23 protein-coding genes and 3 pseudogenes are annotated in these 24,766 nt (G+C 38.9%); 11 read left to right on the top strand and 15 right to left on the bottom strand.

Translation table 11 applies throughout. The features are described from left to right. Positions 1 to 169 precede the first annotated feature (169 nt). The 15 genes and pseudogenes from OO773_RS05795 to OO773_RS05725 form a co-directional block, all read right to left on the bottom strand. Positions 170 to 304, bottom strand: coding sequence for a hypothetical protein (locus OO773_RS05795; protein WP_264828471.1), 135 nt, complete (start codon positions 302 to 304; stop codon positions 170 to 172). A 39-nt stretch (positions 305 to 343) separates the two neighbouring features. Continuing rightward, a complete protein-coding gene (gene radA / locus OO773_RS05790) occupies positions 344 to 1,675 on the bottom strand; it encodes a DNA repair protein RadA (protein ID WP_006564826.1) in 1,332 nt (443 codons plus the stop codon). Beyond that, positions 1,668 to 2,546 (bottom strand): signal recognition particle-docking protein FtsY, encoded by an 879-nt coding sequence (ftsY, locus tag OO773_RS05785; RefSeq protein WP_034377075.1) that lies wholly within the window; start codon positions 2,544 to 2,546, stop codon positions 1,668 to 1,670. The genes radA and ftsY overlap by 8 nt, the downstream gene beginning before the upstream one ends. Beyond that, on the bottom strand, positions 2,546 to 3,106 hold the full coding sequence (locus tag OO773_RS05780; RefSeq protein ID WP_231102860.1) for a hypothetical protein: 561 nt from the start codon (positions 3,104 to 3,106) through the stop codon (positions 2,546 to 2,548). Before OO773_RS05780 ends, ftsY begins: the two co-directional genes overlap by 1 nt. Position 3,107: 1 nt before the next feature. Further along, a complete protein-coding gene (locus OO773_RS05775) occupies positions 3,108 to 4,985 on the bottom strand; it encodes a methyl-accepting chemotaxis protein (RefSeq protein ID WP_219330350.1) in 1,878 nt (625 codons plus the stop codon). Positions 4,986 to 5,061: 76 nt separating this feature from the next. Beyond that, a complete protein-coding gene (bioV, locus tag OO773_RS05770) occupies positions 5,062 to 5,613 on the bottom strand; it encodes a pimelyl-ACP methyl ester esterase BioV (RefSeq protein ID WP_006564823.1) in 552 nt (183 codons plus the stop codon). Next, positions 5,613 to 7,262, bottom strand: coding sequence for an AAA family ATPase (locus tag OO773_RS05765; RefSeq protein WP_176602005.1), 1,650 nt, complete (start codon positions 7,260 to 7,262; stop codon positions 5,613 to 5,615). The genes bioV and OO773_RS05765 overlap by 1 nt, the downstream gene beginning before the upstream one ends. Next, the gene (gene mtaB / locus OO773_RS05760) at positions 7,249 to 8,508 is read right to left on the bottom strand and encodes a tRNA (N(6)-L-threonylcarbamoyladenosine(37)-C(2))-methylthiotransferase MtaB (protein ID WP_006564821.1); all 1,260 of its coding nucleotides are present in this window, start codon (positions 8,506 to 8,508) and stop codon (positions 7,249 to 7,251) included. Before mtaB ends, OO773_RS05765 begins: the two co-directional genes overlap by 14 nt. 2 nt (positions 8,509 to 8,510) lie before the next feature. Beyond that, positions 8,511 to 10,067, bottom strand: a pseudogene (locus OO773_RS05755) (mechanosensitive ion channel domain-containing protein); the annotation flags it as partial. Between the two features lie 178 nt (positions 10,068 to 10,245). Then, positions 10,246 to 10,824: a tumor necrosis factor alpha-inducing protein gene (locus tag OO773_RS05750; protein WP_006564819.1), complete on the bottom strand. Its 579-nt coding sequence runs from the start codon at positions 10,822 to 10,824 to the stop codon at positions 10,246 to 10,248. A 94-nt stretch (positions 10,825 to 10,918) separates the two neighbouring features. Beyond that, on the bottom strand, positions 10,919 to 11,410 hold the full coding sequence (locus OO773_RS05745) for a flavodoxin (protein WP_040499293.1): 492 nt from the start codon (positions 11,408 to 11,410) through the stop codon (positions 10,919 to 10,921). 57 nt (positions 11,411 to 11,467) lie between these two features. Next, on the bottom strand, positions 11,468 to 12,001 hold the full coding sequence (locus OO773_RS05740) for a DUF2393 family protein (RefSeq protein WP_231102862.1): 534 nt from the start codon (positions 11,999 to 12,001) through the stop codon (positions 11,468 to 11,470). A gap of 6 nt (positions 12,002 to 12,007) precedes the next feature. Continuing rightward, positions 12,008 to 13,099, bottom strand: a complete 1,092-nt coding sequence (locus OO773_RS05735; protein WP_006564816.1) for a prohibitin family protein — start codon at positions 13,097 to 13,099, stop codon at positions 12,008 to 12,010. 9 nt (positions 13,100 to 13,108) lie between these two features. Continuing rightward, positions 13,109 to 14,002, bottom strand: coding sequence for a branched-chain amino acid transaminase (locus tag OO773_RS05730; RefSeq protein WP_006564815.1), 894 nt, complete (start codon positions 14,000 to 14,002; stop codon positions 13,109 to 13,111). 8 nt (positions 14,003 to 14,010) lie between these two features. Continuing rightward, a complete protein-coding gene (locus OO773_RS05725; RefSeq protein WP_100069287.1) occupies positions 14,011 to 15,402 on the bottom strand; it encodes a DEAD/DEAH box helicase in 1,392 nt (463 codons plus the stop codon). A gap of 87 nt (positions 15,403 to 15,489) precedes the next feature. Between OO773_RS05725 and OO773_RS05720 the strand changes: the two genes are divergently transcribed. From OO773_RS05720 to OO773_RS05670, 11 genes and pseudogenes are all read left to right on the top strand, one after another. Continuing rightward, positions 15,490 to 16,221 carry a cytochrome c biogenesis protein CcdA gene (locus OO773_RS05720; RefSeq protein ID WP_006564813.1) on the top strand — a complete coding sequence of 244 codons (732 nt, stop codon included), beginning with the start codon at positions 15,490 to 15,492 and terminating at the stop codon, positions 16,219 to 16,221. A 9-nt stretch (positions 16,222 to 16,230) separates the two neighbouring features. Next, positions 16,231 to 17,481 carry an amidohydrolase family protein gene (locus OO773_RS05715; protein ID WP_006564812.1) on the top strand — a complete coding sequence of 417 codons (1,251 nt, stop codon included), beginning with the start codon at positions 16,231 to 16,233 and terminating at the stop codon, positions 17,479 to 17,481. Further along, positions 17,471 to 18,709 (top strand): aminofutalosine deaminase family hydrolase, encoded by a 1,239-nt coding sequence (gene mqnF, locus OO773_RS05710; RefSeq protein ID WP_006564811.1) that lies wholly within the window; start codon positions 17,471 to 17,473, stop codon positions 18,707 to 18,709. Before OO773_RS05715 ends, mqnF begins: the two co-directional genes overlap by 11 nt. A gap of 57 nt (positions 18,710 to 18,766) precedes the next feature. Further along, on the top strand, positions 18,767 to 19,009 hold the full coding sequence (locus OO773_RS05705) for an HP0268 family nuclease (RefSeq protein ID WP_006564810.1): 243 nt from the start codon (positions 18,767 to 18,769) through the stop codon (positions 19,007 to 19,009). Positions 19,010 to 19,012: 3 nt separating this feature from the next. Continuing rightward, positions 19,013 to 20,320, top strand: coding sequence for a tRNA (N6-isopentenyl adenosine(37)-C2)-methylthiotransferase MiaB (gene miaB, locus OO773_RS05700; protein WP_006564809.1), 1,308 nt, complete (start codon positions 19,013 to 19,015; stop codon positions 20,318 to 20,320). Then, complete coding sequence (locus OO773_RS05695) at positions 20,311 to 20,937, top strand: lysophospholipid acyltransferase family protein (protein WP_231102875.1); 627 nt, start codon at positions 20,311 to 20,313, stop codon at positions 20,935 to 20,937. The genes miaB and OO773_RS05695 overlap by 10 nt, the downstream gene beginning before the upstream one ends. Further along, positions 20,937 to 21,947: a hypothetical protein gene (locus tag OO773_RS05690; protein ID WP_233424217.1), complete on the top strand. Its 1,011-nt coding sequence runs from the start codon at positions 20,937 to 20,939 to the stop codon at positions 21,945 to 21,947. The genes OO773_RS05695 and OO773_RS05690 overlap by 1 nt, the downstream gene beginning before the upstream one ends. After that, positions 21,931 to 22,458: a hypothetical protein gene (locus OO773_RS05685; RefSeq protein ID WP_233424218.1), complete on the top strand. Its 528-nt coding sequence runs from the start codon at positions 21,931 to 21,933 to the stop codon at positions 22,456 to 22,458. The genes OO773_RS05690 and OO773_RS05685 overlap by 17 nt, the downstream gene beginning before the upstream one ends. Next, complete coding sequence (locus tag OO773_RS05680; protein WP_006564805.1) at positions 22,458 to 23,033, top strand: hypothetical protein; 576 nt, start codon at positions 22,458 to 22,460, stop codon at positions 23,031 to 23,033. The genes OO773_RS05685 and OO773_RS05680 overlap by 1 nt, the downstream gene beginning before the upstream one ends. Continuing rightward, positions 23,030 to 23,392 (top strand): annotated as a pseudogene (locus tag OO773_RS05675) (YkgJ family cysteine cluster protein); the annotation flags it as partial. The gene OO773_RS05680 and the pseudogene OO773_RS05675, both read left to right, overlap by 4 nt. A gap of 334 nt (positions 23,393 to 23,726) precedes the next feature. Beyond that, a pseudogene (locus OO773_RS05670) lies at positions 23,727 to 24,758 on the top strand (tetratricopeptide repeat protein); the annotation flags it as partial. Positions 24,759 to 24,766: the final 8 nt, after the last annotated feature.

Here is a 24,766-nt window from a genome sequence, read left to right as displayed (position 1 = left end):
AGCGCTAAAAGCCTACAAGTTTTAACTAGGCAGATTAAAGAGCCTGCTAGAAGTTTTTTACTATAAATCACCAGAGTAAGGGCTACATTCTAAAGAGAAGAGCCACAGCTTTAGTTGGCTTTGAATTCTATCAATTTCCTAGCTTTGAGCGTGGGAGTATGTCAAATGCCTAAGTCGCATAAGCCCCAATGCGCTGTTCAGGGTCTATGTAAGCCCCAATCACCCCCACAACGGTAAAAGTGGTTAGCTTTAGCATTAATGCAGTTTGTCTACAAATAGGCGCTTCATAGCTATAGCCAACCAAAAAACAAGCGCGTTTTGTTTAGAATTTAAAAGGGTGGTTTTACATCCACTCAATGATTTTAGAAACATCTTTAGCTTCATAGCAAGCAATGGAGGTTGTGATATTAGGCCTTTTAGGCACAATGGCTTTTAAAAAACCATAGTTTTCCATCTCTTTTAAACGCACATTCAAATTAGGCACTTCTTGTAAAGATCCAGTTAAACCTACTTCTCCAATAAAGGCTGTTTTATTGCTAATGGGGCGGTTTCTAAAACTAGAAAGAATACTTGCAATCACGGCTAAATCCGCGCTTGTTTCGCTAATTTTAATCCCTCCAGAGACATTAATAAAAACATCGTAACGATTAAGTGGGATTTCTAATTTTTTCTCTAATAAAGCTAAGAGCATGTGCAAACGGTTAGTATCAAAGCTAGTGGCTAGGCGTTTAGGATTATTCAAAGAGCTTTCGCATACAAGGGCTTGTATTTCTAAGATAAGCGCGCGTGAACCCTCTAAAACAACACTTAGCGCACTACCCGCCAAACTCTCTTTTTGTGAAAAAAAAAGTCTAGAAGCCTCTTTAGCGCTGATTAAACCCTCTTGATGCATCTGAAAAATACCCACCTCACTAGTCGCGCCAAAGCGGTTTTTAAAACTGCGTAAAATGCGTAATTCTCTACTTGGATCGCCCTCAAAGTAAAGCACACTATCTACCATGTGTTCAAGCACTCTAGGTCCGGCAATAGAGCCCTCTTTGGTGATATGTCCGATAATAAAAATCGCGATTTGTTCTTGTTTGGCTAAACGCATGAGTTCAAAGGTGATTTCGCGTACCTGAGAAATAGAGCCCGGGGCTGCGCTAATGGCATTTGAATAGAGGGTTTGAATCGAATCAATCACACAGATAGCATAATTCTTAGCGCATAAACTAGTTTTGATCACATCTAAATTAATTTCATTGAGTAAATATAGCTTTTCTTGCACGCATTGTAAGCGCTCCGCTCTTAAACGAATCTGTCCTGCACTCTCCTCCCCACTCACATATAAGACTGAATAACCCTCTTTAGCTAACCCGCCAGCTACTTTTAATAATAAGGTAGATTTACCCACCCCCGGACTACCTCCAATTAAATATAACCCACCGGGTACAATTCCCCCACCTAAAACAATGTCTAATTCTAGTTGGGTAGAGCTAAAGGCGCTAATTCTTTCATGTTCTATACTAGCAATAGAAACAGGCATAGATACATCTTTAGAAGAAGAGCTTTTAATTTTCTCTGTGCTGTGTTCTACAAAACTTTCCCATTGGTTACAATTATTGCATTTACCCAGCCATTTAGGGCTAATAAACCCGCAATGTTGGCACTCAAAAACACGGGATTTTTTAGCCATCGGTTTTAAAGATCGCATCTAAGAGGCTTTTAATATATTCTCTTTCCTCAAAAACAATTAAATCATCTTCTTTCTCCCCCACACCTAAATACAAAATGGGTAATTGTAATTCATAAAGAATACTTAAAATACACCCCCCTTTACTTGTGCCATCAAGCTTAGTTACAATCACCCCGTCTAATTCTAAACTCTCATGGAAAATTTTAGCCTGCTCTAAAGCTGAACTGCCTTGCGTGCCATCTAAAATCAAGATTTTATAATAAGGCGCGCCTTTTAAAGCCTTAGAACAAACTTTAGAGATTTTTAATAACTCGTTTTTAAGATTGGTTTGGTTATGTAATCTCCCGGCAGTATCAATAATGATTTGATCCATGCCTCTTGCTGTGCCGGCTTCTATGGTGTTATAAGCCAGTGCACTAGGATCGCTATTTTGCCCCGCACTAATAACTTCTAGCTGTAACTTTTCCCCCCAAAGTTGGAGTTGTTTAACCGCAGCCGCCCTAAAAGTATCCCCCGCTCCTAAGATCACCTTTTGCCCGTTTAAAAGATATTTTTTAGCTAGCTTAGCAATGGTAGTGGTCTTGCCCGCTCCATTGACCCCTAAAATTAAAGACACTAAGGGTTTGCTCTCAATGGGTTTTAAACTAACCTTATCGTAATAACTTTCTTTGCGCAAAAAACGCATTAAAGCTACTTCTAAATGGTTGCGTTTGATTTGCTCAGGTAGGTGTTCTAATAATTTTTCAACCAAATCATATTGCACATCAAAACCAATTAAAATTTCCTCTATACTTTCTTTGCTAAAAGTGGCATCTTTATTTTTAAGCAAAGAGGCGACATTTTGGATTGTCTTTTTAAAAAAGTTAAACATTATTTTCCCTCATTATCTAATAAATCTTGGAGGTCTTTAGATAACATTTCCTCCACAATAGCCCCGTGGTAGTTTTGTAAAAGCTCTCCTTTAGCGTCATAGAGTAAAAAGTAAGGCAGCGGCCAAGAAAAACGCGCGCTAAAAGAAGGTGATTCCATAGGATTAAGTAAAGAAATGTGTAAGGCGTGATCTTTGACATAGCTATCTAATTGATCTTGAGGATAGGCCTTATTAAGGATAGCAAAAAAACGCACCTGTTTAAAATGGTTTTGTAAATGCTCTAATAAAAGGGTGTAGGGGGACATTTGCGGACTTAAATCTAAAACCATGATCAAAGTTGGCATGGCTTTAGAGGGTTCAATTTTTAGAGTTTGTTTAACGGTTTTAAAATGGATTTCTTGGTGTTGTTGATCTAAAAAGTGGAAAATCGGCGGGGTTTGTTTTTCTACTCTCTCTGCTGGTGCTTGCTTTTTCTTTTTATGATCTGAGCACCCCCCTAAGATAAGTAACACCCCTAATAAAATAACGCGCAAATAAGCTATAGGATTTTTTACATACACATTAAACCTTAAATTTACCCAGTTCTGTATCAAAGATTTTAGCCATTTCATTTAAAGAAGTGCTAGCCTTGCTTACATCTTGTACATTCTCATAACTCAAACTAGCTAATTTATTAATCTCTGAAATTTCATTCACAATCACTTTAGCCGCACTAGCCACCCCTTTAAATTCCTCTACATCTTGAGTTGTGGCACTAATCACAGCTTGAATATTTTTTACATTAGAATCTACCATTTCTTGTAAGGAATGCGTAAGCTCAGAAGTTTTAAGGATTTCTTGGGAGTTGGTGTGTAGATTTTGGCTAATATCGCCCACACTTTGCACCACTTCATTAATCGTACTATGGATTTCAGTTAAACTTTTTTGGGTTTTTTCAGCTAACTTTCTGACTTCATCAGCCACCACCGCAAACCCGCGCCCATGTTCACCCGCCCGTGCGGCCTCAATTGCTGCATTGAGGGCAAGTAAGTTAGTTTGATCAGCAATATCAGAGATAATTGTTAGAACTGTCTTGATATTCTCGGTATTTTTAGAGGTTTCTTCTAGGTTATTAGAAAATTCTACACTGAGTTGGGCGTTATTGGCTAAATCCTTACTCAAGATTTGGATTTTAGATCGAATCTCCTCTAGGGTGTTATCGGTTTGTAATAGATTTTTATTGTTGTTATCTGCATTAGCAACACTAGTTAGAATCGTGTTAATGATATTATTACTACTTTCCATAGCCACCCCAATAAGTTTACTTTCCTCTTGGGTTTGCTTTTGCACACTCACAGAGCTAGCATGCAAGGTGTTAGCAATTTTAGTGTTCTCAGAACTCACTTCTTTAATTTTAGAGATAATCCCTTGTATTTTAGCCAAAAGTTTATTGACATTTTCAGAGATAGTTGCAATCTCGCCCTTTCCCTTAACCGCTAATCTTTTGGTTAAATCCCCCTCTTGGGACGCAAGCTCAACAATAAGATCACGCAATTGAACTAAGGGTCTAAATAGGATTTGAATCACACTATAAAGGACAGCCAAAGCGATGATTAAAAAAATAAATGCGGTACTGAGCATAGAAAACTGGATACTTGATAGATCTTTAAGGGCATCTTTTTTAATGACTGTGGTGATAAATTTCCAATTTAAACCCTTAATCGTATCATAGATATAAAATTTTACTTCTCCTTCTTTCTCTTGCTGTTCAAAAAAGCCAGATTTGGTGGATAGAATGCGTTGTAAAAATTGCGAATCGTTGGCATGGTATTTTGAACCTTCTTTATAAACAGAGGAACTTAAAATAGTGCCATTTTGATCTATGAGGTGTATCCGTTGGTTAGGCTTAAAGGACCTGCGGATAGAGTGAAACACATCAGCTAGATAAATATCAGAGGCTAAAACACCTTTAAAAACTCCATGTTGGATAATTGGTAGGGCATAGGTGATCACCATCTTTTTTGTAAAAAGCTCCATATAAGGCTGGGTAACAAAAAGCCTTTTATGCTCTTTGGTGTATTGATACCACTCCCTAGTTCTAGGATCATATCCTTCAGGCGCTTCTCCAACAAGTTTAATAATACTCCCATTTTCAAAGGCCACATGTACATCTGCTGATCTAAGGCCATCTTGTACAAAACTTAGAATTTTTTTAAGTCGTGGCGCATCGCTTAAATCCACATTGTTAAAGGTTTTGACTGTTCTTTCTAAAGTTGTGCGGATATTATTATCCCACTCCTCTAAAGAATTAGAAAGAATATGAGCCGTCATAGAAAGAGATCGCTGGGTGCGTTGCATAATCCCTTTGCGTATTTGATAAGTGGCAACGGCGGTAATCACGATAGAAGATAAGCTGATAAGAACTATCAGCGAAAGAATAATTTTGCTTTTAAAAGTCATGAAAATCCATTAAAACGAAAAATTCATAAAGACCTGTGTACAAAAAACGCAGATTGTAGCAAAAAAATAAGGTGGCCTAGTAAACAATTGGCGACTTTTGTAGTAAATGATTAGCCCCCTTAAACTGCCACACACTTGCATAGGGTTTAAAACAATGCAGGGCTTCTTTAACATCTAGCAAATTATCTTCTAACCCTAAAAATACACTAATGAAGATGCCTTCATCGCACAAGAAAGCTAATTTTTCCGCGCTGTAGCTGTATTCTAAGAGAATTTTTAAATCCTCCAAACTGCCTAAATGTGTGAAGCGCGCTAAATTAGGGTTAAGATTAAGTAAGCTATTCCAACCAATGTTTTCTAAAAAAGAGCGCACATAAAGAGACGGATTTTTTTGATAGCTTAAGATTTGTAACCGCTTAAAGGCTTTAGGTTTAAAGGCTAACATGCAAGGCGAAATTAAAAAGAGTTTTTGTACCCGTAATCCTTGTTTTACCTGTTTATAGGCAAACTCAAGGGCATTGATAGCCCCATAGCTAAAGCCAGCAATGTTATAAAGCCTATAAGGTTTTAAAATCCAATCAAAGAGCCATTTTTCCCCTCTAAAACAAAAGCCACTGAAATAATGCATCAGACAAAGGAACGCAAAATTTCTTGCATTTGGGTTTTGGAGAGTTTTTCTTTTTCTAATAAAATCTTAGCCATAGCCTCTACCTGCATTCTAGAATTACTGAGAAAATCTCGCTGTTCTTTATAAAGCGTGCTTAATAAAGCCTCCATATCCGCTCTATCCCCGATAAACTTATCCCCCATGCCATATTCCTCACACATGCGTTTGGCTATCTCAAGGGCATGTTTAAGATCGTCTTTGGCTAAAGTGTAGTGTTCTTGGAAGAAAAGTTCTAAAATGATCATGCCACTTAAATAGACTTTGATATTATTATTCATCTCGCTTTTGCTCAAAATCCTTTGATCGCTAGCGATGAGAAAATCCCCTACTAATAAAACTTTATCAAACGCCACCTCTAACCAATAAGCACTAAGTGCCTTAGCACTCTGATAAAGTGCATAGAGATTTTTTTCTTGTTCGCTTAGAGCGACATTTTTCTTTTTGCCAAAGGCGATCTTATCTTTTACTTCTAAAATATCTCTCATGGTAATAACCTGTGTATTATGCCTTAATGCATTAAGCGCGCTTTCATTCACTAAAGAGGCTAACATCGCCCCGCTAAAGCCCACACAGATTTTAGCCACCTCCATGCAATCTAGGGTGTGGTTTTTATCTTTCAAATAAGATTGTAAAATCTGAACTCTTTCCTCTAAATCGGGTAGAGAGATAAAAATGCGCCGATCAAAACGGCCACTTCTTAAAAGCGCTTCATCAATCACATCTATTTTATTAGTCGCGCCAATCACAATCACTTGCGCGCTTTCCTCAAAGCCATCCATTTCTGTTAAAAGTTGGTTGAGTGTGGCTTCTCTTTCATCGTTGCGCTGAGCTCCTCTAGCCTTACCCACTGCATCAATTTCATCAATAAAAACAATGGAGGGGCTAAAGGCTTTGGCTTTAGCAAACAATTCGCGCACCCGCTTAGCCCCCACACCCACATAAATTTGTACAAATGCGCTCCCACTATGATAAAAAAAAGGCACTTTGGCTTCAGAGGCTAAAGCCTTAGCAATCATGGTTTTGCCCACACCCGGAGGGCCCACTAACAATACACCCTTAGGCAATTTGATCTTAAGCTCTTGGTATTTTTTAGGATTTTTAAGATAATCCACAATTTCATACAGCTCCTCTTTAACCTCCTTAGTGCCGGCTACATCTGCAAATCTTACATTGGGCAAGGTTGCGTGTAAAGAGGGTAGGGGGGTGTTTTGTAGCTTGGGGGTTTCATAAGAGGGTTGTAGTAAAGTTTTTCTATTCCACACAAAACGCAATAAAATAGCCAAAAGCACCAGAAAGAAGAAAATAATGACTAGATCTAATAATTGCTCTGTTGTTTTGCTCTCTTGTAACACTTCAATGGGGATATTTGTAGGAAATTGCATGGAATCTTTCCAACCTAGCCGCGCGGTTTTATAAATCTTAAAATTAATCTTAAGATAAATATAGTGGCTATCAATCTTAATACTTTGGATTTTATCAGAATGCAAAAGCGCGTTAAAATCGCGGATACTCACAAGCTCTGTAGGTTCTCTAAACAATAAAAAGGCAATAAAAATTACCCCTACTAATAAGGCAAACCCCCCAATCAAGGCTTTTTTAGAGCGTGGCATAGTTGGCATCAGCCCTCACTTCATAGGTATTTAAGTATACAAGCCCTTGTAAATTTTGCTTAGAGAGGATTTTAACCGGGTTAAAATATTGATCATAACCACGATAATAAGGGGCTTTAAAATTTTCCACGATCACCTCTAAAACCTCTCTATTTGCTTTAAGTTGTTGCCTAAAAGCCAGATTTTGCGCGATGACATGGGTTTTGATTTGATCTAATCTAGTTTTAGCAATATTGCCCGGAACGCGCGCATTTAAAGGCATTTTACTAGAGGGGGTATTATCACGCACGCTATAGATAAAGGGGTGGATATGGGTTAGGGGGAGTTGTTTAAAGTTTAATAACGCTTCTTGCCAAGTTAATTCATCTTCATAAGGATGGCCTACAATAAAATCTGTACCAATTGCAAAACCTTTAGAAGCTATCTTTTCTAAAAGCTTAATATCGCTACCAACGCGGTTACGCCGCCGCATGCGCCTTAACATGTTGTCATGGCTGTGTTGGAGTGCGATATGTAAATGCCGCTCTAAAATGGGGTGATCTAAAAGTTCTAAAAATTCTGTATTGATTTGGCTAGGCTCTAAACTACCAATACGCACCCGTTTAATAGGGGTTAAATCCGCAATTTTAAGAATTAAATGGGCTAAATTAGTGCCTCTATCAAGCCCATAACTGCCTACATTAGTCCCTGTAAGCACCACTTCTAATACGCCTGCTTGGGATAACATCTCAATTTGTTTTAAAACATGATCTTGATTCAAACTTCTGGATTGTCCCCTCACAGTTGGGATAATACAATAACTACAGCGAAAATCACAGCCCTCTTGAATTTTGACAAATGCGCGTGTTTTACCAACAAAATTAGATAAAAGGATTTGATCTAAGCATTCTTGTTTGTCTTCATGAAAAAATCCCTGTTTTTCTTGGAGTAAGGCATTAATTTCTTCTTTATGATCGTGTCCAAAAACTCCAAAAACATGCCCGTTTTGAAAGAGTTGTAGCCCCTGTGTATTTGCCCCGCAGCCGGTAAAATACACCTTTTTACCTAAACGAGTGGCTTTTTTAGCATAACTTCTAGCGCTATAATCTGCATCATTAGTAACCGTGCAAGAGTTAAGAATAATGATCTGTGCCTCTTCCTCATGATTTGTAGTTTCAAAATCCTTTAAATGCGCTAGCATAACTTGAGTATCAAATAGATTAGTGCGGCATCCAAAGGTTTTAAAATAAACTTTTTGTTTCATCATAAAATCCTATGCTCTTTATTAGCAAAACCATCTCCACCTTCTTTAATAAATTTGGTTGTGTTGTAGGCTACAAAAATATCGGGTTCTTTAAGGAGCGCATCTAAAATGTCGGCTGAAATCTTAGACTTGAGCACTAAAGTGGCGTATGAATTTGTTTGATACCATATACTGATATGAACCCCGTCCTTTTCTAAAGCCATGAAGACGCGCGGGTTAGCGCTGGTGTTGCGCAAAGAATACCTCGTACGCATGTTACTCATTTGTTTATAGGTCATCTCGGTATATTGCTTGGCATGGACATTAGCAATGCTAAGGGCAATTTCCATAGCCTTTTTATAATTAGAATCAAAGGTAACAAAAAAATCAATCCCGTCCCACACAGTTTTCATGCCAGCATGGCTATAGTTTGAAAGTAGATTAGTGAAAATATAATTATTGGGGATAAAAATAATCCGCCCCGCGCGGTAACTATTCTCCTTAGAACTTGTAAGGGTTACTTCCTCTAAGATTGTAATGTAAAGCGCAGAAATATCTAGTACATCTCCTACATAGGTGTTTCCATCTTTAGACACTTTGATTCGATCGCCTACATGGATATTGCCGTCTATAATAATTGTAAACCACCCTAAAAGACTCATGAATAAATCGCGCATGGCAATGGCTAGCCCGGCACTAGCAAAACCTAGCACGGTAACTAAATAAGAAACATTTTCAAGATAGGCAAATAAAAAAATCAACACCACAACATTAGCGTTAACAAAGTTAATCGCCTTTATTTGTAGGAAATTGCATGGAATCTTTCCAACCTAGCCGCGCGGTTTTATAAATCTTAAAATTAATCTTAAGATAAATATAGTGGCTATCAATCTTAATACTTTGGATTTTATCAGAATGCAAAAGCGCGTTAAAAGAATATTAGAACTTGCCTCTTCAATATCCTTAGCAAAAACATCAATGCTAATTTTTAAAAGATTTTGTGCGCCTTGTAATTCAATCTTTTTGATCTGTTCTTGGTAGATTTGCTTAGAAAGTTTCTCTCTATTAGAAGCGTCTTCACCCTCTTTTTGGGATTCTAATTGGGTTAGGATATTTAATTCGTGGTTGATCAAGACCAAAATAGCCTGTAAACTTTTTTGGTGAGACTTCATGGTCGCATACTGGGCTTTGATTTTTTTAATAAAGGAAATCCCCTCCACGATTGCAATAGGGTTAGTGATACTGGGGATATTGGGGATACTGGGTTTTTCTACAAGGTCTTTAAAGGGATTCATCTTATAGCGTTCGAGTAATTCCTCTTGGTGTTTAAGGGCTTGTAAAACATGCTTTAGTGTATTAATTTTAAGCGTATCGCTATCTTTCTTGCTGTTAAGAGTTTTGAGCTGGCGCTGGACGCTTTGGATCTCCGCATAAATTTCCTCATAACTTTCAGCATTACTAAATTTTTTCAACCAAATGCTATTGCTAGAATTAATCTGGTGCTCAATACGCTTATATTCTTCTTTGAGGTGTTGTATTTGCAAATTATCAGCCCCAGCCCACCCCCAAACAAGCAAAATCATAGACACAATAGGCCGCGCATACCACGATTTTAAAAAGTACAACACACCCTCGTTTAATAGGCTGGGGGGTAGTCTAACATAGGAATAACTCAATGTAAGTAATGAAGCGCAAATAGAATCAAATCCAACTGCGCCCTACCAAGTGAAACCTCTAAGCACACCACCCATTAGATAGTGCTTACATGCTTTGTGGAACCTTAACATCACCATAATCTATGGCCTCTTTAAAGATAGTTTTTACAGATTGTATAATGTCCTTAATGGTTTGTGTACTTAGAGACTCTATTTTTTCAAGTCTATCTTGTAAAACACCGGGGCTATAGCCATCTACTCGCATGAGCATAAACACCTCTTGGTTATTAGGGTTAATGTACTCCCCTAATTGTACCCATTTATCAAAACTAGCAGCGATTGCCTGCGTGATCTCTGAAAAGACTTCGCTATCATAGGATTTTTGGTCGGCATTTTGATCTTTTGTATAAATTCCCTTAATCTTATTAGCGATATGCTCAGCTACACGGAAACGCGCCCGTTCTCTAGCTATTCCCTCTGAGCGCTCCACTTGCCCGTCAATGACATGGGAGCTATCAATGCCTTGAGTAACAAACATGCTACGATCTTCTACCATCCAAGCTGGCATGTTTTGCAAAAAAACATCTTTTTTATGGGGATTAGAACCACAAGCAGAAAAGCCCAAAACTCCTAGAAGGGCTAAGAAGATCATTTCAGGGTGTAAATAACACCGTCTAGGTTGCATAGGTTTCCTTATAATGAGATCAAAAGGTTGTTACACATACTCATGATAAACAAACCTGAGAAAAACCCCTCCTCCCCACAAGTTTTTAAAAAGGCTAATTCAACTGACCCTTAATTTCATTAACCCAAGCACTAATGCGCCCATCTGTTAACTCATCTTGGTTATCCACATCTAGCACAAGCCCTACAAATTTACCACCCTCTACAGATTTAGACCCCTCAAAGGTATACCCATCTGTAGAAGTAAAGCCCACAACTTTACCAGCCTTAGCTTTTTCATAGATATGAAAAATGCCTTCAGCAAAGGTTTCAGAGTAAGTATCTTGATCACCTAGCCCTACCAGAGCAATGGTTTTATTAGCAAAATTAGACGCATCTAGTGTTCCTAAAAATTCTTCCCAGTCGCTTTGTAAATCCCCAGCCCCTGCTGTAGGCGCAACCAAAATCACAGAACTAAAGCCATCAAAATCGCTTTTGCTAGCCTTGCTCACATCTAAGACTTTTGCGCCACTAAAATGTGTTGCAATTTTATTGCTCACTGTTTCTGCATTCCCGCTATCTGTGCCATAGAAAATACCAACTGCCATGCCATATCCTTTAAAAGTAGATTTGGCAATTTTAACTAAGTTTAGTTAATGGAGCAATTAGTGGCAGGTACTAGAAAGTTTGAAAGAGGCTTGTTTATAAGGATAGGGTTCTATATTCATAACCAGATTTTGTTCTTTGTGGGGTGGTAAAAAAAGTTGGAAAGGTTGGACATAAGAATGTGCAAAAATCCACTGGTGTAAAAAACTCTGGAATTTATTAGTAGAGGGCAACAACACATCTAGGCGTAAAAAACATTTGCGAATGGGCAAATAACCCTCATTTTTAATCCGCACCTTAGCAACAAAAGCACTCGTATAAGTAAAGGAAAAAGCTTGTTGTACGGTGGCTTGGATTTTAAAAAGCTGTTGTTCTAAAATATAGCGCACTCCAAAGGGCGTTGCGAATAAAAAGAGAAGAGCGATTAAATGGAATAGAGTAGATGTAAATCCCCTAAAATATAATCCTAGAATAAAAAAGCCAAGAAAAAAAGCACAATGCAACCCAAAGATCACCAAAGCAAAAAGGCTAGCCTGTTCCCAGAATATTTTTAGGTGATCTAAAACTGTTTGTAAAAGAGTAGAGATGAGCATGTAATCTTAATGTTGGTTTCCATGCCCTGCTAAGGCTTTCTGCTTGCTTTTTGTATCTAGCCAAATATTAGGCACTGCCCCCCCGGGGGTTAGCAAAATCTGAGCATCTTTATTAGCCTTAAGCGCTTCGTTAAATTGCCCTTGCACCTCAATTTGGCGCAGTTGTAAGAGCCGATCATTAAGACTCTGCCCGATACTTAAATTAGCCGCAGATTTAGCCTTAGCCTCAATTACGATTGCATCAGCTACCCCTTGTGCTTTAATGCGGTTAGCATCAGCCTCACCTTTTGCTAAAGCCGCAAGTTTTTGGGCTTCTTGTTTGGCGCGCTCTACCTCATATTTAACCCGCTCAGATTCTTGGCGCGCAATTTGTACCTTTTCAATTTGTTCTTTAATTTTTTGGGGTAGTACAATTTCTCTAAGTTGAATCGAACTTAACTCTACTGGAGAATTAGGCAACTTAGAAACTTCTTTATTAATGTCTGTATTGATCAAAGCGGCAATTTCATTGCGTTTAATGGGCAAATCCTCAGCCGGATAGCGCCCCACCACCGATCGCACCACATCGCGCACCACTGGATTAATGATCTTTTGTTCCCAGCTTAGCCCATAGGTAGCAATAGTTTGGGGAGTGGTTTTAGCATTTAAGCGGTATTGCACGGTGAGTTCAATAGAAACGGTGAGCCCTCTAGAATCCATTACATTGATCGCATCGTTTCTAAAAATCCCCTGATTTTTGCCCACAATGCCCATGTCTTCTATACGCGAAAAATTAATGGTGCGTACGCGTGTGTCAATCACTAAAATATCTTGCACAATGGGGACAAAAAAGTGAATGCCCGGTTGTAAGGGAATGGGATCGTATTTACCTGCTGTGATCTTAATTCCAATTTCGCCGGATTGAATCACCGTAAAAGGTTTGGCGATCAACAAAAAAGCTAAAAGAATAAAAAAGATAATTAAATAAGTGATTTTTCTAGATTGCAACACGGGAGGGAATGGGGGTTTAAGAGGGGTGGTGTTTTTGGGAGGAATCTTAGGGGGTTCTGATTGATTGGATTGTTTTTTTTTCAAATGCTCGTTTAGATCAATGGGCATGGCTCTCCCCTACACCTTCGTTATATGGTGTTTAAGCGCGCTAAGCTCGCCTCTAACTAATTGCATATACGCCTCTGTTAAAGCTTGGGTAATGGGTTTTTCTTGGCCACCTATGGGTCTAAAATCTAAAGATTGAATGGGTAAAATCTCTGCGCCTGTACCTGCAAAAAAAGCCTCTTGGGCGCTATAAATTTCCTCCCGTGCTATATGGCGCTCTATGGTAGGGATTTGTAAATGCGCGGCTAATTCTAAAACAGTTTGGCGGGTGATAGAATCTAGAGCATAATCTAGGGGAGGAACGATGAGATGATCGCGATAAACCATAAAAAAGCTCTCAGCAGAGCCTTCAGCCACAAAACCTTGATTATCTAGTAATAACGCATCTTCAAACCCACACAGAAGTGCCTCCTGTTTGGCTAGTTGGGAGCTAAGATAATGCGCGCTGGCCTTAGTTTTATTAGGGCTAGATTGTACATCGTTTTTTCTAAAAGAACTGGTTTTAACCTTAATGCCCTCTATAGGATTGTGTTTCCATGTTACTGTGGCGATGATAGTGTGGATAGGAGAATCACCACTACAAATTCCTAAACTACCAAGCCCCATGAATACAAGCGGGCGGATATAAGTATCCTCTTTGCAGGCATTGGCTTTCAAAAGATCTAAAGTAGCTTGTTTTAAGGCCTCTAAACTATAAACCTGATCAAGCATCAAAGTTTTACAAGAATCTAAGAGTCTTTGCATGTGATCGTGTAATCTAAAAACATAGAGTCCATCGCTACCTTTATAGGCGCGGATACCCTCAAAGACAGCATTTGCATAGTGCAGACTATAACTCAGCACATGCACTGTAGCCTTATCAAATGGAACAACGGCGTTATCTTGCCAAATGTAGGGATGATTCATATCTAACCTTAATACCTGCGTCTAGAGTCTTTAAAACGCCCACTTTTATAAGTTTTAGAAATATGTTTTTTAGGGCGCGTAACCGGCTTGGGTTCTACTAAAATTTGATTTAAATCAACTTTATAGCTTTTAAATTGTAAACTCAAGAGTTTAAGCACTAACTGAGAAGGCTCAAATTGCTCGGTGAGTTGTTCGTATAAACTCACCACCTCCGCATCTACTTCTACCTTAGAGATAGCCTGAATCAAGCGATCTTCATTCATGTTAGGGATTTCATAAAGCTCAATAGAAGAACCGATGTCTTTTTGCATGCGTTGGAGTTCTTTATATTCTAGGGGCGTTACTAGAGTGATAGCCACACCCTTTTTACCCGCGCGCCCAGTGCGCCCGATACGGTGGATATAGCTCTCTGTGTTTAAGGGTAGATGATAATTAAAAACATGGCTCACATCACTAATATCTAAACCACGACTCGCCACATCAGTAGCCACCAAGACATCAGCGAGTTTAGATTTAAAGGCCTTAATAGATTCGCGGCGGGCGCGTTGCTCCATATCGCCATGTAAGGGCGTGGTTTTATAGCCCTTAGCACTTAAAAATTGGTGTAACTCATCTACTTCTCTTTTCATGCGCATAAAAATAATGCTTTTGCTGTGATTTTCTTTATCTAGTAAGCGCATGATTGCCTCATTGCGCTCATGTTCATTGATCACATAAAAACGCTGGGAAATATCTGCATTGGTTACATGGGTAGGGGCGATGTGAATGGATACCGGATCTTGTAGTATTTTATTGGCTAAGTCTTTAATGGGAGCGGGCATGGTTGCTGAGAAGAGCAAAATTTGGGCATCTTCGGGCAAGTAATTAAAAATCTCTTCAATATCATCTAAAAAACCCATGTCTAGCATTTCATCGCTCTCATCTAACACCACCACTCTAGGAGCAAAACGCTTAAGCCGTTTATTTTTTAGATGATCTAAGAGTCGTCCGGGGGTAGCAATCATGACTTGTGGGTTTCTCTCTAAAAGATCGCATTGCTTTTTAATACTTTGCCCTCCATAAACACAAATAGTGCGGGTGCGTGAACTTTTACCTAGCTTAAAAATTTCATCGCTAATTTGCATAGCTAACTCACGCGTGGGGGTGATGATAAGCGCCTCTATACTTTTATCATTTTGCAAGTTTTGGATAATGGGCAAAGCAAAGGCGGCGGTTTTGCCGGTACCGGTTTGGGCTTGGGCGATCACATCTTTACCCTCTAAAATAACAGGAATGGCCTTTTCTTGGATAGGGCTAGGGCCAGTAAAACCCGCATCAGCAATAGATTTTAAGATTTTAGAGTGTAAACCCAAATCTTTAAAAGAACAAACGGGGGATTCTTCAGGGTTATTTGTTGGCATGTGGTGTATGTCAGTGTCCTTAATTTTTTAGTGCTAAGTATCCTTAAAGATTTGTTATTATAGCAAAAAACACTTAGGATAACTGAAATGTTGGAGGATACTTTATTATCTATTTTTGATCACATGCCCCTAGTGGCCTCGTTTTTTGCCGGGATTTTAGCCTTTTTAAGCCCCTGTATTTTACCCCTCATTCCAGCCTACATGTCTTATATCTCCCAAACCTCCCTAGAAGACCTTAAAAACGGCCAAGCTAGCCGTTTTTCTATCTTGATTAAGGCTAGTTTGTTTGTACTAGGTTTTGGGCTTATCTTTTGGCTCATTGGGGTTTCTATGGCTAAAATCATGCATGCTTACTTAAATGGCACATGGACACGGGTAATTTCTGGATCTTTAGTGATTTTATTTGGGCTACACTTTTTAGGGATTTTACCTATTAAATTGTTGTATCAAAGTAAAACTTGGGATATGCGTTTGGAATTTAAAAACCCGTTTTTACAAAGTTTAGTGCCCTTAGTACTTGGAATGAGTTTTGCGCTAGGGTGGACTCCTTGTATTGGCCCCATTTTTACTAGCATTATATTATTAAGCGGGGCACAGCATGTCTATGGCATGGCATTATTAGGGGTATTTGTGCTAGGCTTTGGTGTGCCTTTTTTAATTGTAGCTTTGGTAATCAATCAAGCTTTAGGGTTTCTTAAAAAAATTAGACAATATGCTTACTGGATTGAAAAGATTTCAGGGTTGGTACTACTTTTAATGGGGATTTTAATTATAAGCGGACAGATGGATCGTTTGGGCGCTTTTTTATTGCGATTATAGGAGATTTTTTTGGTATTAAAAAATGCAAGATTAGCAGAGGGGGAGAGAGTAGATGTGCGGGTAGTGGGGGATTATATTGTGGCAATAGAAAATTTTTTAAGCCCTAGTCAGCATGAGATCGTGATAGATTGCCAGCAACATACCCTCTTACCTAGCTTTGTAGATTTAGGCGTGTTTTTACATAATTTGCAAGCCCAAACCTATCTCAAACTTAAGAAACAGGCTTTAAGAGGGGGTGTGGGGACTTTAATGGGCATTGATCTAACCCCCTTGTATTCTTTGAATGAACCTGATATGCAACCCCTAAGCTTAGAACAAGAGAGCCCTAGTCCCCTAGAAGCCGCATTAGAACAAGCCATTACCTTTAAAGACCCCATTTGTTTTCACCCTTTAAATGCGAAAGAACGGTTACAAAATCTAGCCATGTTACATGGACAGTTGCCCCCAAATAGCCCGGCTTGTTTGTATATTTATAACTTAGAGGGGCAAAAACTCTTACCCGCTTTAGATTATGCCAAAATGCTTGATTTGTCTTTGGTATGCGGGGTGCGTGGCTATGAGGGGCGGCCTACTCTTGCTATCATGGACTCTAGCCCTTTAGCTTATGAATTAGGCTTGCCTAGTGTAAGCCCCTTGATTCAAATTAAAGAAGTGGGCAAGTATGCAGCTATGGCTTTACACACCCAACTACCCACCATGTTAGATAGTATAGTGGAATTAGAAGCGCTTAAAATTACGCAGGCTTTTAAATCTCTAGGCGCGCCTCTTTTGGTACAAACCCCCCTGCACCATTTAATTTTAGAGGAGCAAATTTATAGGCGCTATGATTCACGCGCTAAAATTTTGCCCCCCCTAAAAAGCAAAGATCAACAAGAGGCACTCAAACACGCTTTGCAAAATGACCAAATAGACATGCTCACCTCACTACACTACACCCACACGCCCTCTTTAAAAATATTTGAAGAAGCCCCCTTTGGCATGCAAAGCATTGATTATCTCTTTCCTTTGGCTTATACTCATCTTGTGCAAAATAAAACCCTCACACTCAAGCAATTAATCACTTTAATGGCAACTAATCCTGCTTGCTTTTTGAAAGCTAATTATGGAGAAGTTGCGCTAGGAAAAGAAGCCCGTTTGATGTTAGTAGACTTGAAAGGGAATACCCGCGTAAATAACCCCTTAAGCATTTATGAAGGGGAAGTTTTAAAGGGGCGCGTGTGCCAAGTTTTACAAGGAGAAAGGGTGCTTTATGCCTGCTAAAATCATTGGCGCAGGGCTTGTTTTAACCTGTAACCCTAACTTTGATATTTTAACAAATGCGGGTGTGGTGATGCAGAAAGGCACAATTATAGAATTGGGCGATATGGCATATCTTTGTAAAACCTATCCAAATGCCCCTGTTTTCTTTGATAAAAAAGCGCTTTTACTCCCTGCTTTTATAAACCCGCATGTGCACTTTGAATTTAGCGGCCAAAGATGTTTTGAGTATGGGAGTTTTGAGGGGTGGTTAAGTTCTGTGCTTAAAAAGCGTACAGGGGTTTTAGAAAAATCACAAATTTCTATGCAAAAGGCTATTAATGCCCAACTGCTTAGCGGCGTAGGTAGTGTGGGGGCTATTAGCAGTTATGGGCTGGATCGATATTGCCTTAGAGATTCGCCCTTGCGGGTAGTCTTTTTTGATGAGCTCATCGGAGGGCAGGCCACTTCTTCTAATTTTAAAGCTTTTAGCCAGCGCCATACCCTTACTAATCAGCTTAAAAGTGCGCGTTTTATCCCGGCTATTGCTATCCATGCGCCCTATTCAGTGCATAAAGATTTGGCCAAACAGGTTTTACACACCTTTAAAAGTTCTGTGATCTCCACCCACTTTTTAGAATCACAGGCCGAATTAGAATGGCTAGAAAGCCAACAAGGTTGGTTTAATTATTTTTACAGAGAGATTTTAAAAGTTGTACCCTCACCTAGTTTTTCAAGCCCTTTTGAATTTTTAGATCTCTTTAAAAACCAGCGCTTATTACTTGTGCATGCTTTATTTGCAAACCGCCAGCATTTAAAACATGCCAAACGCATTAGCGCACAAACCACCCTTATCACTTGCCCGCGCTCTAACCGCCTTTTAAGTGGCAAGATTTTAAAAACAGGATTAGCTAAGCAACTAAACATGCCTATAGCTATTGCTACTGACGGAGAGAGTTCTAATTACAATATCAATTTTTTAGAGGAATTGCGCATAGCCCTATGGTCATTTCAAAAGCCCTTATTAGATTTATTACCAGAGGTTTTATTAGATGCAACTTTGCATGCTAGTAAAGCCTTAGGGCTAAATACTGGGAGTTTAGAAAAGGGCAAGGATGCAGATTTAGCACTCTTTCCACTCTCTGGACAAATAGAGCCCACACTTCCTTATATTCTCAACTGGCTTTTACATGCGCGCCGTGTGAAGGATTTATGGGTGCAGGGGGAGAGAGTGGTTATAGCAGGCGCTTAAAAACGCTTTTAAGCCAACATGCGCTAAGCTAGGCGGCTAGTTTATTGGAGGTGTTTTATGGAATTGCGTTTAGCTAAGATGGATAGAAAACAAAGCAAACTTTATAGCATTAGCCTAGAGGAACTCTACCAAAAAGCCCTTAAGAAAGAGCATATCTTTTACTTTGCACCCACCAACTCCCATAAAGATATGCTACAAGCTGTGGCTTTTTTAGAGAAGCAAAATTGCCGTGTGCATTTATCTGAAGTACAGGTTAGTTCAGATGAGAAGGATTTTATCTACCAACTCCACATCATCTAAACCATGCAAAACCAAAAAGTCTATATAGAAACAATGGGCTGTGCGATGAATACCCGCGATAGCCAGCATTTAATAGGCGAGTTAAGTAAAATAGGTTATGTAGAGGTAAAAGAGGCTAAAGAAGCTGATTTGATCTTAATTAATACCTGTAGCGTACGCGAAAAACCTGAAAGAAAACTTTTTTCTGAGATCGGGCAGTTTGCTAAGATTAAAAAGCCTAATGCCAAAATTGGCGTGTGTGGGTGCAGTGCAAGCCATATGGGCGTACAAATTCTACAAAAAGCCCCGAGTGTGGATTTTGTTTTAGGGGCGCGCAATGTTTCTAAGATCACAGATATTATTAAACGAGAAAAAGCCGTTGAGATTTCTTTAGATCATGATGATAGCACCTATGTTTTTAACACCCACGCCCCTAGCCAAATTAAAGCTCTTTTAAATATTTCTATTGGCTGTGATAAACATTGTACTTATTGCATTGTGCCCCATACAAGGGGTAAAGAAATTTCTATCCCTATGGATTTGATTTTAAAAGAGGCAGAAAAACTAACCAAACAGGGGGTTAAAGAGATTTTACTTTTAGGGCAGAATGTGAACAATTATGGGGTGCGCTTTAGTATCAAGCACCCAAAGGTTAATTTTAGCGCCCTTTTAGAAAATCTTAGCCAGATAGAGGGTTTAAAACGCATCCGTTTTACCTCCCCCCACCCTTTGCATATGGATAATGCCTTTTTAGAATGCTTTGCTAGAAATCCTAAAGTGTGTAAGAGTATTCATATCCCTTTGCAGAGTGGATCAAATGCTATTTTAAAGGCGATGAAAAGAGGATATAGCAAAGAGTGGTATTTAGATCGCATCACCCGTTTAAAGAGTCTTGTACCAAATGTAGGGATTAGCACAGATATTATCGTAGGTTTTCCGGGCGAGACACAGCAGGATTTTGAACAAACTTTAGAGGTGTTAGAACAGGTGCGTTTTGATACACTTTATAGTTTTATTTATTCAGCACGCCCCCTCACCCCTGCCTATCATTTAGAAAAAGTACCAGAAAACATCGCCCACCATAATTTAGAACGGTTACAAAGCCGCCATAGAGAGATTTTAGAACAAAAAGCAAGAGATGAGGTAGGCAAAATCCACCAAGTGTTGGTAGAAAATATCACAGAACCCCTAGCAGAAGGCCGTAGCGATAATGGACGACTATTAAGCTTTGAGGCGCTGAGTGCACGGGTGGGGGATTTAGTGCGCGTGCAAGTAGTAGCGCATCATAAAGGCAGGTTAAAGGGGTGTTTAATGGGGCTTAAATCTTGTTAAAACGCTTTAGAAATGGCTTTGTTTTGCGGGCTGTACCGGTGCTTATTTATTGGGTTTTAACATGCCTTTTTAAAACCTGTAGAAACCGCTTTTATTTGGCTCAAGGGTTAGAAAAACAATCTTTTATCGCCAGTTTTTGGCATGGAGAAATTGCGATGTTGCCCTTTGCTTATTTGCGTTTGAAAAAAAAGCCTAATTTGTATGTGGTGGCTAGCCAACATTTTGACGGGAGTTTAGCCGCAAAACTTTATGAATGCTTTGGGTTTATGTCTATTAGAGGCTCTTCTAAAAGGGGAGGTGTGCGGGTGTTAGTTGAGGGCATGAAACATTTAAAAGAGGGAGCAGATGTAGGGCTCACACCAGATGGCCCTAAAGGGCCTTATCATAGTATCGCCGATGGGGTGGTGGCTTTAGCACAAAAAACCGGGGTGGGGGTTGTGGTTTGCCGTGTGATCTTTACTAATGCCTTTACTTTTAACACTTGGGATCGCTTTAAACTACCCAAACCCTTTTCTAAAGTCCATTATTACATGTTAGAGCCTTTCTTTATCCCAAAAGACATGGGTTTATCAGAGGCTAAGGCTTTGGTTGCAGCACACATGGAGGTTGTTAAATAGTGGGGGTGTGGCAATCTCTTAAAGATGCTTTTTATGACAATATACGGGGTTTGTTTTTCTCTGATGTGTTTTTATGCTTTAACTACGATCATGATATTTTTATGAGCCGTGCTGAGCGTTTAAAATGGAAGAAAACCCGCGAAGTTGTGGATAAAATCTACCCGGTAAAAAATGGCCTTGTTACAATTAGAGCCCTCAAAGATGCGAGTGTTTTTTTTACAACCTATCCCTTCACCTATTTATGTGGCATGCCAAAGAGTACAGAACAAGGCATGTGTAAAAAAACAGATTTAGAGCGGCATTTGCCTCCTGAAACTACTTATAAGGATTTAATAATCCTTGAAATTGACGGTTATTGTTTTTTCATCACTAAAAGGGCTTTAGAACAAGAAGTCAACACTTTTAATTCTGATTTGCGCGAATTTGATTATCTCTTTTCCCCTTTTTTATTGATGTATAGTTTTATCAAACCCATGTTAGAGGATAATATCGTTATCTACGCCACTTTAGAACATGCGCGCTTTTTTGTGATGGTTAGTAATCAAAAAGAGATTTGTTACAGTAAATATTATCATTTTGAAACATACGTTAAATTAGGGTTGCAGATGCAACAAGAGGATAAAGAAGCTTATGAACGAGAGGAATATAAACTCCAATCTTTTTTAAAATCCATTGAAGCAAATTTGATGAATATGGATTTTGGCCAACCTGTATCCACTAAAGAACAGCCCTCAGACGATCCAGAGACATTAGTAGATAACATGCTCCATGTAAATAGTATTGTCCAGTTCTTACAAGAGTCTATTAAAGCGGTTTATGACGATCCTAGTTGCCGTGTCAATGATTTTATTGAGAAAGTTGTTATTTTAAACACTTATGAAATTTCCCACCAACTCATTGAAACGCTTGCAGAAGAGATCATGTTAGATGTGGTGAATATCCCCATGTCTCTTACGGAGCAAATGAGCATTTTGGCTAAAAAAGAGCAGTATCGTGAAACTGAGTTATAGAAATCCAGTTGTTAAGCGCATGGTAAGTTCGCTTACCAAAATCTGGATTTTTTATATTGTACTTTCTATGTTGGTAATCTATGCTACAGCTTATGCTTTACAAAAATACACTTGGCTAGTTGCCCGTAATGTAGAAATTTTAAAAGTACAAAGCAGTATCTATAACCATGAAACTTTGCGGCTTAAAGAAGACATTACAAACACCATGCAAACTTTACAAGGTGTTCAGGATAAATCTAACTACATTGTCAACATTAAAGAGTCTATCAAGGGCGTTTTAGAGATGATTCCAGATAGCATTACGATTCAATCTATCACCATTGATTATTCTAGCCTCACTCTAAAAGGAATTGTCCCCTCCAAACAATCTTTTGAATTAACTATCCAACAAAGACTAGACTCAATCTTTGAAAATAGCCATGTAGAATTTTACCCGCTAAGCAATGGCTGGTTTAGCTTTGTTTCTATTAATTCATCTGTTTTACCCTTCATTGCAAAAAAGGTTAACTGATGCAAGAAGCACAAAAACTAGAAGCCCTCTTTAAAACCCACTACCACAAAGACATCGCCTTTCAAGGCATGGTTAAAAACCTCATCTTTGGCGCGTTGTTTGTTATTGTGGCAGCAGGGGGCATAAGCATGGTGCTTTATCCTAAAATTAAAGACTTTAGAACTCAAGATATAGATGCCAAGCAACAACGAATCATTGAAATGCGCTGGCAAAAGAACTTTGCTAGTGTATTTCGATCTTACTACGCCATTAGACAAGAAAATAGCGATGTACTCAAACCCCCTAGCTATGAAAGAGTTGCTGATACCATTAGCGCTATTTTAAACCAGCATTTTAGCCAAGTACAAATCCAAGAGAAAAACCGCAAAATAGACCCCTCAGGGCGTTTTTTCCATGAAGAATTACAGATTAAGGCTATGGCTAACCATTTAGATGATTTGTATAAGTTTTTAGATAGTATCGTGGGTATGAGTGCCCATGTACAAGTAGATTTCCCCCTTAGCATTACTAAAACCAAAAAAGCCTTTATACTAGCCTTTGGAATCCACATTGACTATGGAGCCATTGAGCGTTGAGATCCTTTTCTTTTAATCCAAATGCTTGTAGCGCCTGTGGGGCTAGGTGTTGTTTAGGCAAAAGGGGGTATGTTTTTGTGAGTGTGGATCAAATGCGCGCCATTAGCGCCTTTTTGAATCTACCCTTTGAAACTTTCACTTTAAAATACATTAGAAAAGTCCAAAATGCCTATAGCCTTTTAGAAAAACCCGCCCATAATTTAAAAGACGGGTGGGCTTGTGTGTTTTTAGAAGAAGAAACCAAGCGGTGTCGCATTTATCCAGTACGCCCCAAGCAATGCGTAACTTTTCCCTTTTGGGAGTGTTTTAAATCAAAGCAACAATTAGAAAAGCTAGCCGCGCTATGCCCGGGTGTTGTGATTAATGGATTGTATGGCCTTGTTACAATTAGAGCCCTCAAAGATGCGAGTGTTTTTTTTACAACCTATCCCTTCACCTATTTATGTGGCATGCCAAAGAGTACAGAACAAGGCATGTGTAAAAAAACAGATTTAGAGCGGCATTTGCCTCCTGAAACTACTTATAAGGATTTAATAATCCTTGAAATTGACGGGTTATTGTTTTTTCATCACTAAAAGGGCTTTAGAACAAGAAGTCAACACTTTTAATTCTGATTTGCGCGAATTTGATTATCTCTTTTTCCCTTTTTTATTGATGTATAGTTTTATCAAACCCATGTTAGAGGATAATATCGTTATCTACGCCACTTTAGAACATGCGCGCTTTTTTGTGATGGTTAGTAATTTAGTAGATGGCTATATTAAAACCGGTCAACTAGATAAAGCGGTTGCGCTATTAGAGAAAATCCGCAAAGAAGATAAGTCTTTAATGCTAGATAATGTACTTGGATCGCTTTATATTAGCCAGAAAAAATACACCAAAGCCTTTGATGTTTTAAGTAAGCTTTATAACCAAGTACACGACGAGGATAGTCTAGAAAAACTCATTACCCTCTATTTGATTCAAAATAACCAACAAGAGGCCGCTGATTTGATCGCCTCGCATTTGGAGGAATATGGCTGTTCGCCTGAGTTGTGCCAAAAAAGTTTTAATACTTTAATCCAACTCCACCAATTACAAAAGGCCAAAGAAGCTTCTGCTACTCTTTATGAAAAAGATCCAGTGGTGCAAAATGCCCAGCTTTATATCGGGATTTTGACCATGCTTAAAGAATTTGATAAAGCAGAAAAAATTGCTTCAAATTATCCCTTTGATAGACGGCTGTTACTTGATCTATACACAGCGCAAAAGAAATTTGCCCTTGCTTCTAAACAGGCGGGGTTACTTTATAATGAGCGCAAAGACCCCAAGTTTTTAGCCCTAGAGGCTGTTTATTCTTATGAGGATATAAGCGCTAAAAAACCCCCTAAAAGGGCTGAAATTCTCCCCATAACCCGTAAATTAGAACAAGCCATTGCAGAACGCCAGTACCAATTAAGGCGCAGTAAAGGCAATTTAGACGCCCAAGATGCTTTCTTTTATAATTTCTTGGGTTACTCTCTGATTGAATATAATTTAAATATCCGTAAGGGTATTGACTATGTCAAAATGGCCTTAAAAATAGAACCCGATTCGGTGTTTTATATTGATTCTCTAGCTTGGGGATATTATAAACTGGGTAATTGTGCTGAGGCTAAAAAGCTCTTTTTAACTATCTCTGAGGAGGCGATTAATTCTCAATCCGAGCTTAAAGCCCATTCTAAATCTATTGCAAAGTGTCGGTAGAATATTTA

This window comes from Helicobacter suis HS1 (assembly GCF_026000295.1).
Lineage (GTDB): Bacteria > Campylobacterota > Campylobacteria > Campylobacterales > Helicobacteraceae > Helicobacter > Helicobacter suis.
This window is presented reverse-complemented; position numbering and strand designations above follow the sequence as displayed.

What these genes read in the sequence shown, in the direction of transcription:
- OO773_RS05725 (WP_100069287.1), bottom strand. Translation starts at nt 15,402, where the DNA reads ATGCCAACAAATAACCCTGAAGAATCCCCCGTTTGTTCTTTTAAAGAT.
- OO773_RS05730 (WP_006564815.1), bottom strand. Translation starts at nt 14,002, where the DNA reads ATGAATCATCCCTACATTTGGCAAGATAACGCCGTTGTTCCATTTGAT.
- OO773_RS05740 (WP_231102862.1), bottom strand. Translation starts at nt 12,001, where the DNA reads ATGCTCATCTCTACTCTTTTACAAACAGTTTTAGATCACCTAAAAATA.
- OO773_RS05745 (WP_040499293.1), bottom strand. Translation starts at nt 11,410, where the DNA reads ATGGCAGTTGGTATTTTCTATGGCACAGATAGCGGGAATGCAGAAACA.
- OO773_RS05750 (WP_006564819.1), bottom strand. Translation starts at nt 10,824, where the DNA reads ATGCAACCTAGACGGTGTTATTTACACCCTGAAATGATCTTCTTAGCC.
- ftsY (WP_034377075.1), bottom strand. Translation starts at nt 2,546, where the DNA reads ATGTTTAACTTTTTTAAAAAGACAATCCAAAATGTCGCCTCTTTGCTT.
- radA (WP_006564826.1), bottom strand. Translation starts at nt 1,675, where the DNA reads ATGGCTAAAAAATCCCGTGTTTTTGAGTGCCAACATTGCGGGTTTATT.
- bioV (WP_006564823.1), bottom strand. Translation starts at nt 5,613, where the DNA reads ATGCATTATTTCAGTGGCTTTTGTTTTAGAGGGGAAAAATGGCTCTTT.
- mtaB (WP_006564821.1), bottom strand. Translation starts at nt 8,508, where the DNA reads ATGATGAAACAAAAAGTTTATTTTAAAACCTTTGGATGCCGCACTAAT.
- OO773_RS05765 (WP_176602005.1), bottom strand. Translation starts at nt 7,262, where the DNA reads ATGCCACGCTCTAAAAAAGCCTTGATTGGGGGGTTTGCCTTATTAGTA.
- OO773_RS05705 (WP_006564810.1), top strand. Translation starts at nt 18,767, where the DNA reads ATGGAATTGCGTTTAGCTAAGATGGATAGAAAACAAAGCAAACTTTAT.
- OO773_RS05735 (WP_006564816.1), bottom strand. Translation starts at nt 13,099, where the DNA reads ATGCCCATTGATCTAAACGAGCATTTGAAAAAAAAACAATCCAATCAA.
- OO773_RS05680 (WP_006564805.1), top strand. Translation starts at nt 22,458, where the DNA reads ATGCAAGAAGCACAAAAACTAGAAGCCCTCTTTAAAACCCACTACCAC.
- OO773_RS05720 (WP_006564813.1), top strand. Translation starts at nt 15,490, where the DNA reads ATGTTGGAGGATACTTTATTATCTATTTTTGATCACATGCCCCTAGTG.
- miaB (WP_006564809.1), top strand. Translation starts at nt 19,013, where the DNA reads ATGCAAAACCAAAAAGTCTATATAGAAACAATGGGCTGTGCGATGAAT.
- mqnF (WP_006564811.1), top strand. Translation starts at nt 17,471, where the DNA reads ATGCCTGCTAAAATCATTGGCGCAGGGCTTGTTTTAACCTGTAACCCT.
- OO773_RS05775 (WP_219330350.1), bottom strand. Translation starts at nt 4,985, where the DNA reads ATGACTTTTAAAAGCAAAATTATTCTTTCGCTGATAGTTCTTATCAGC.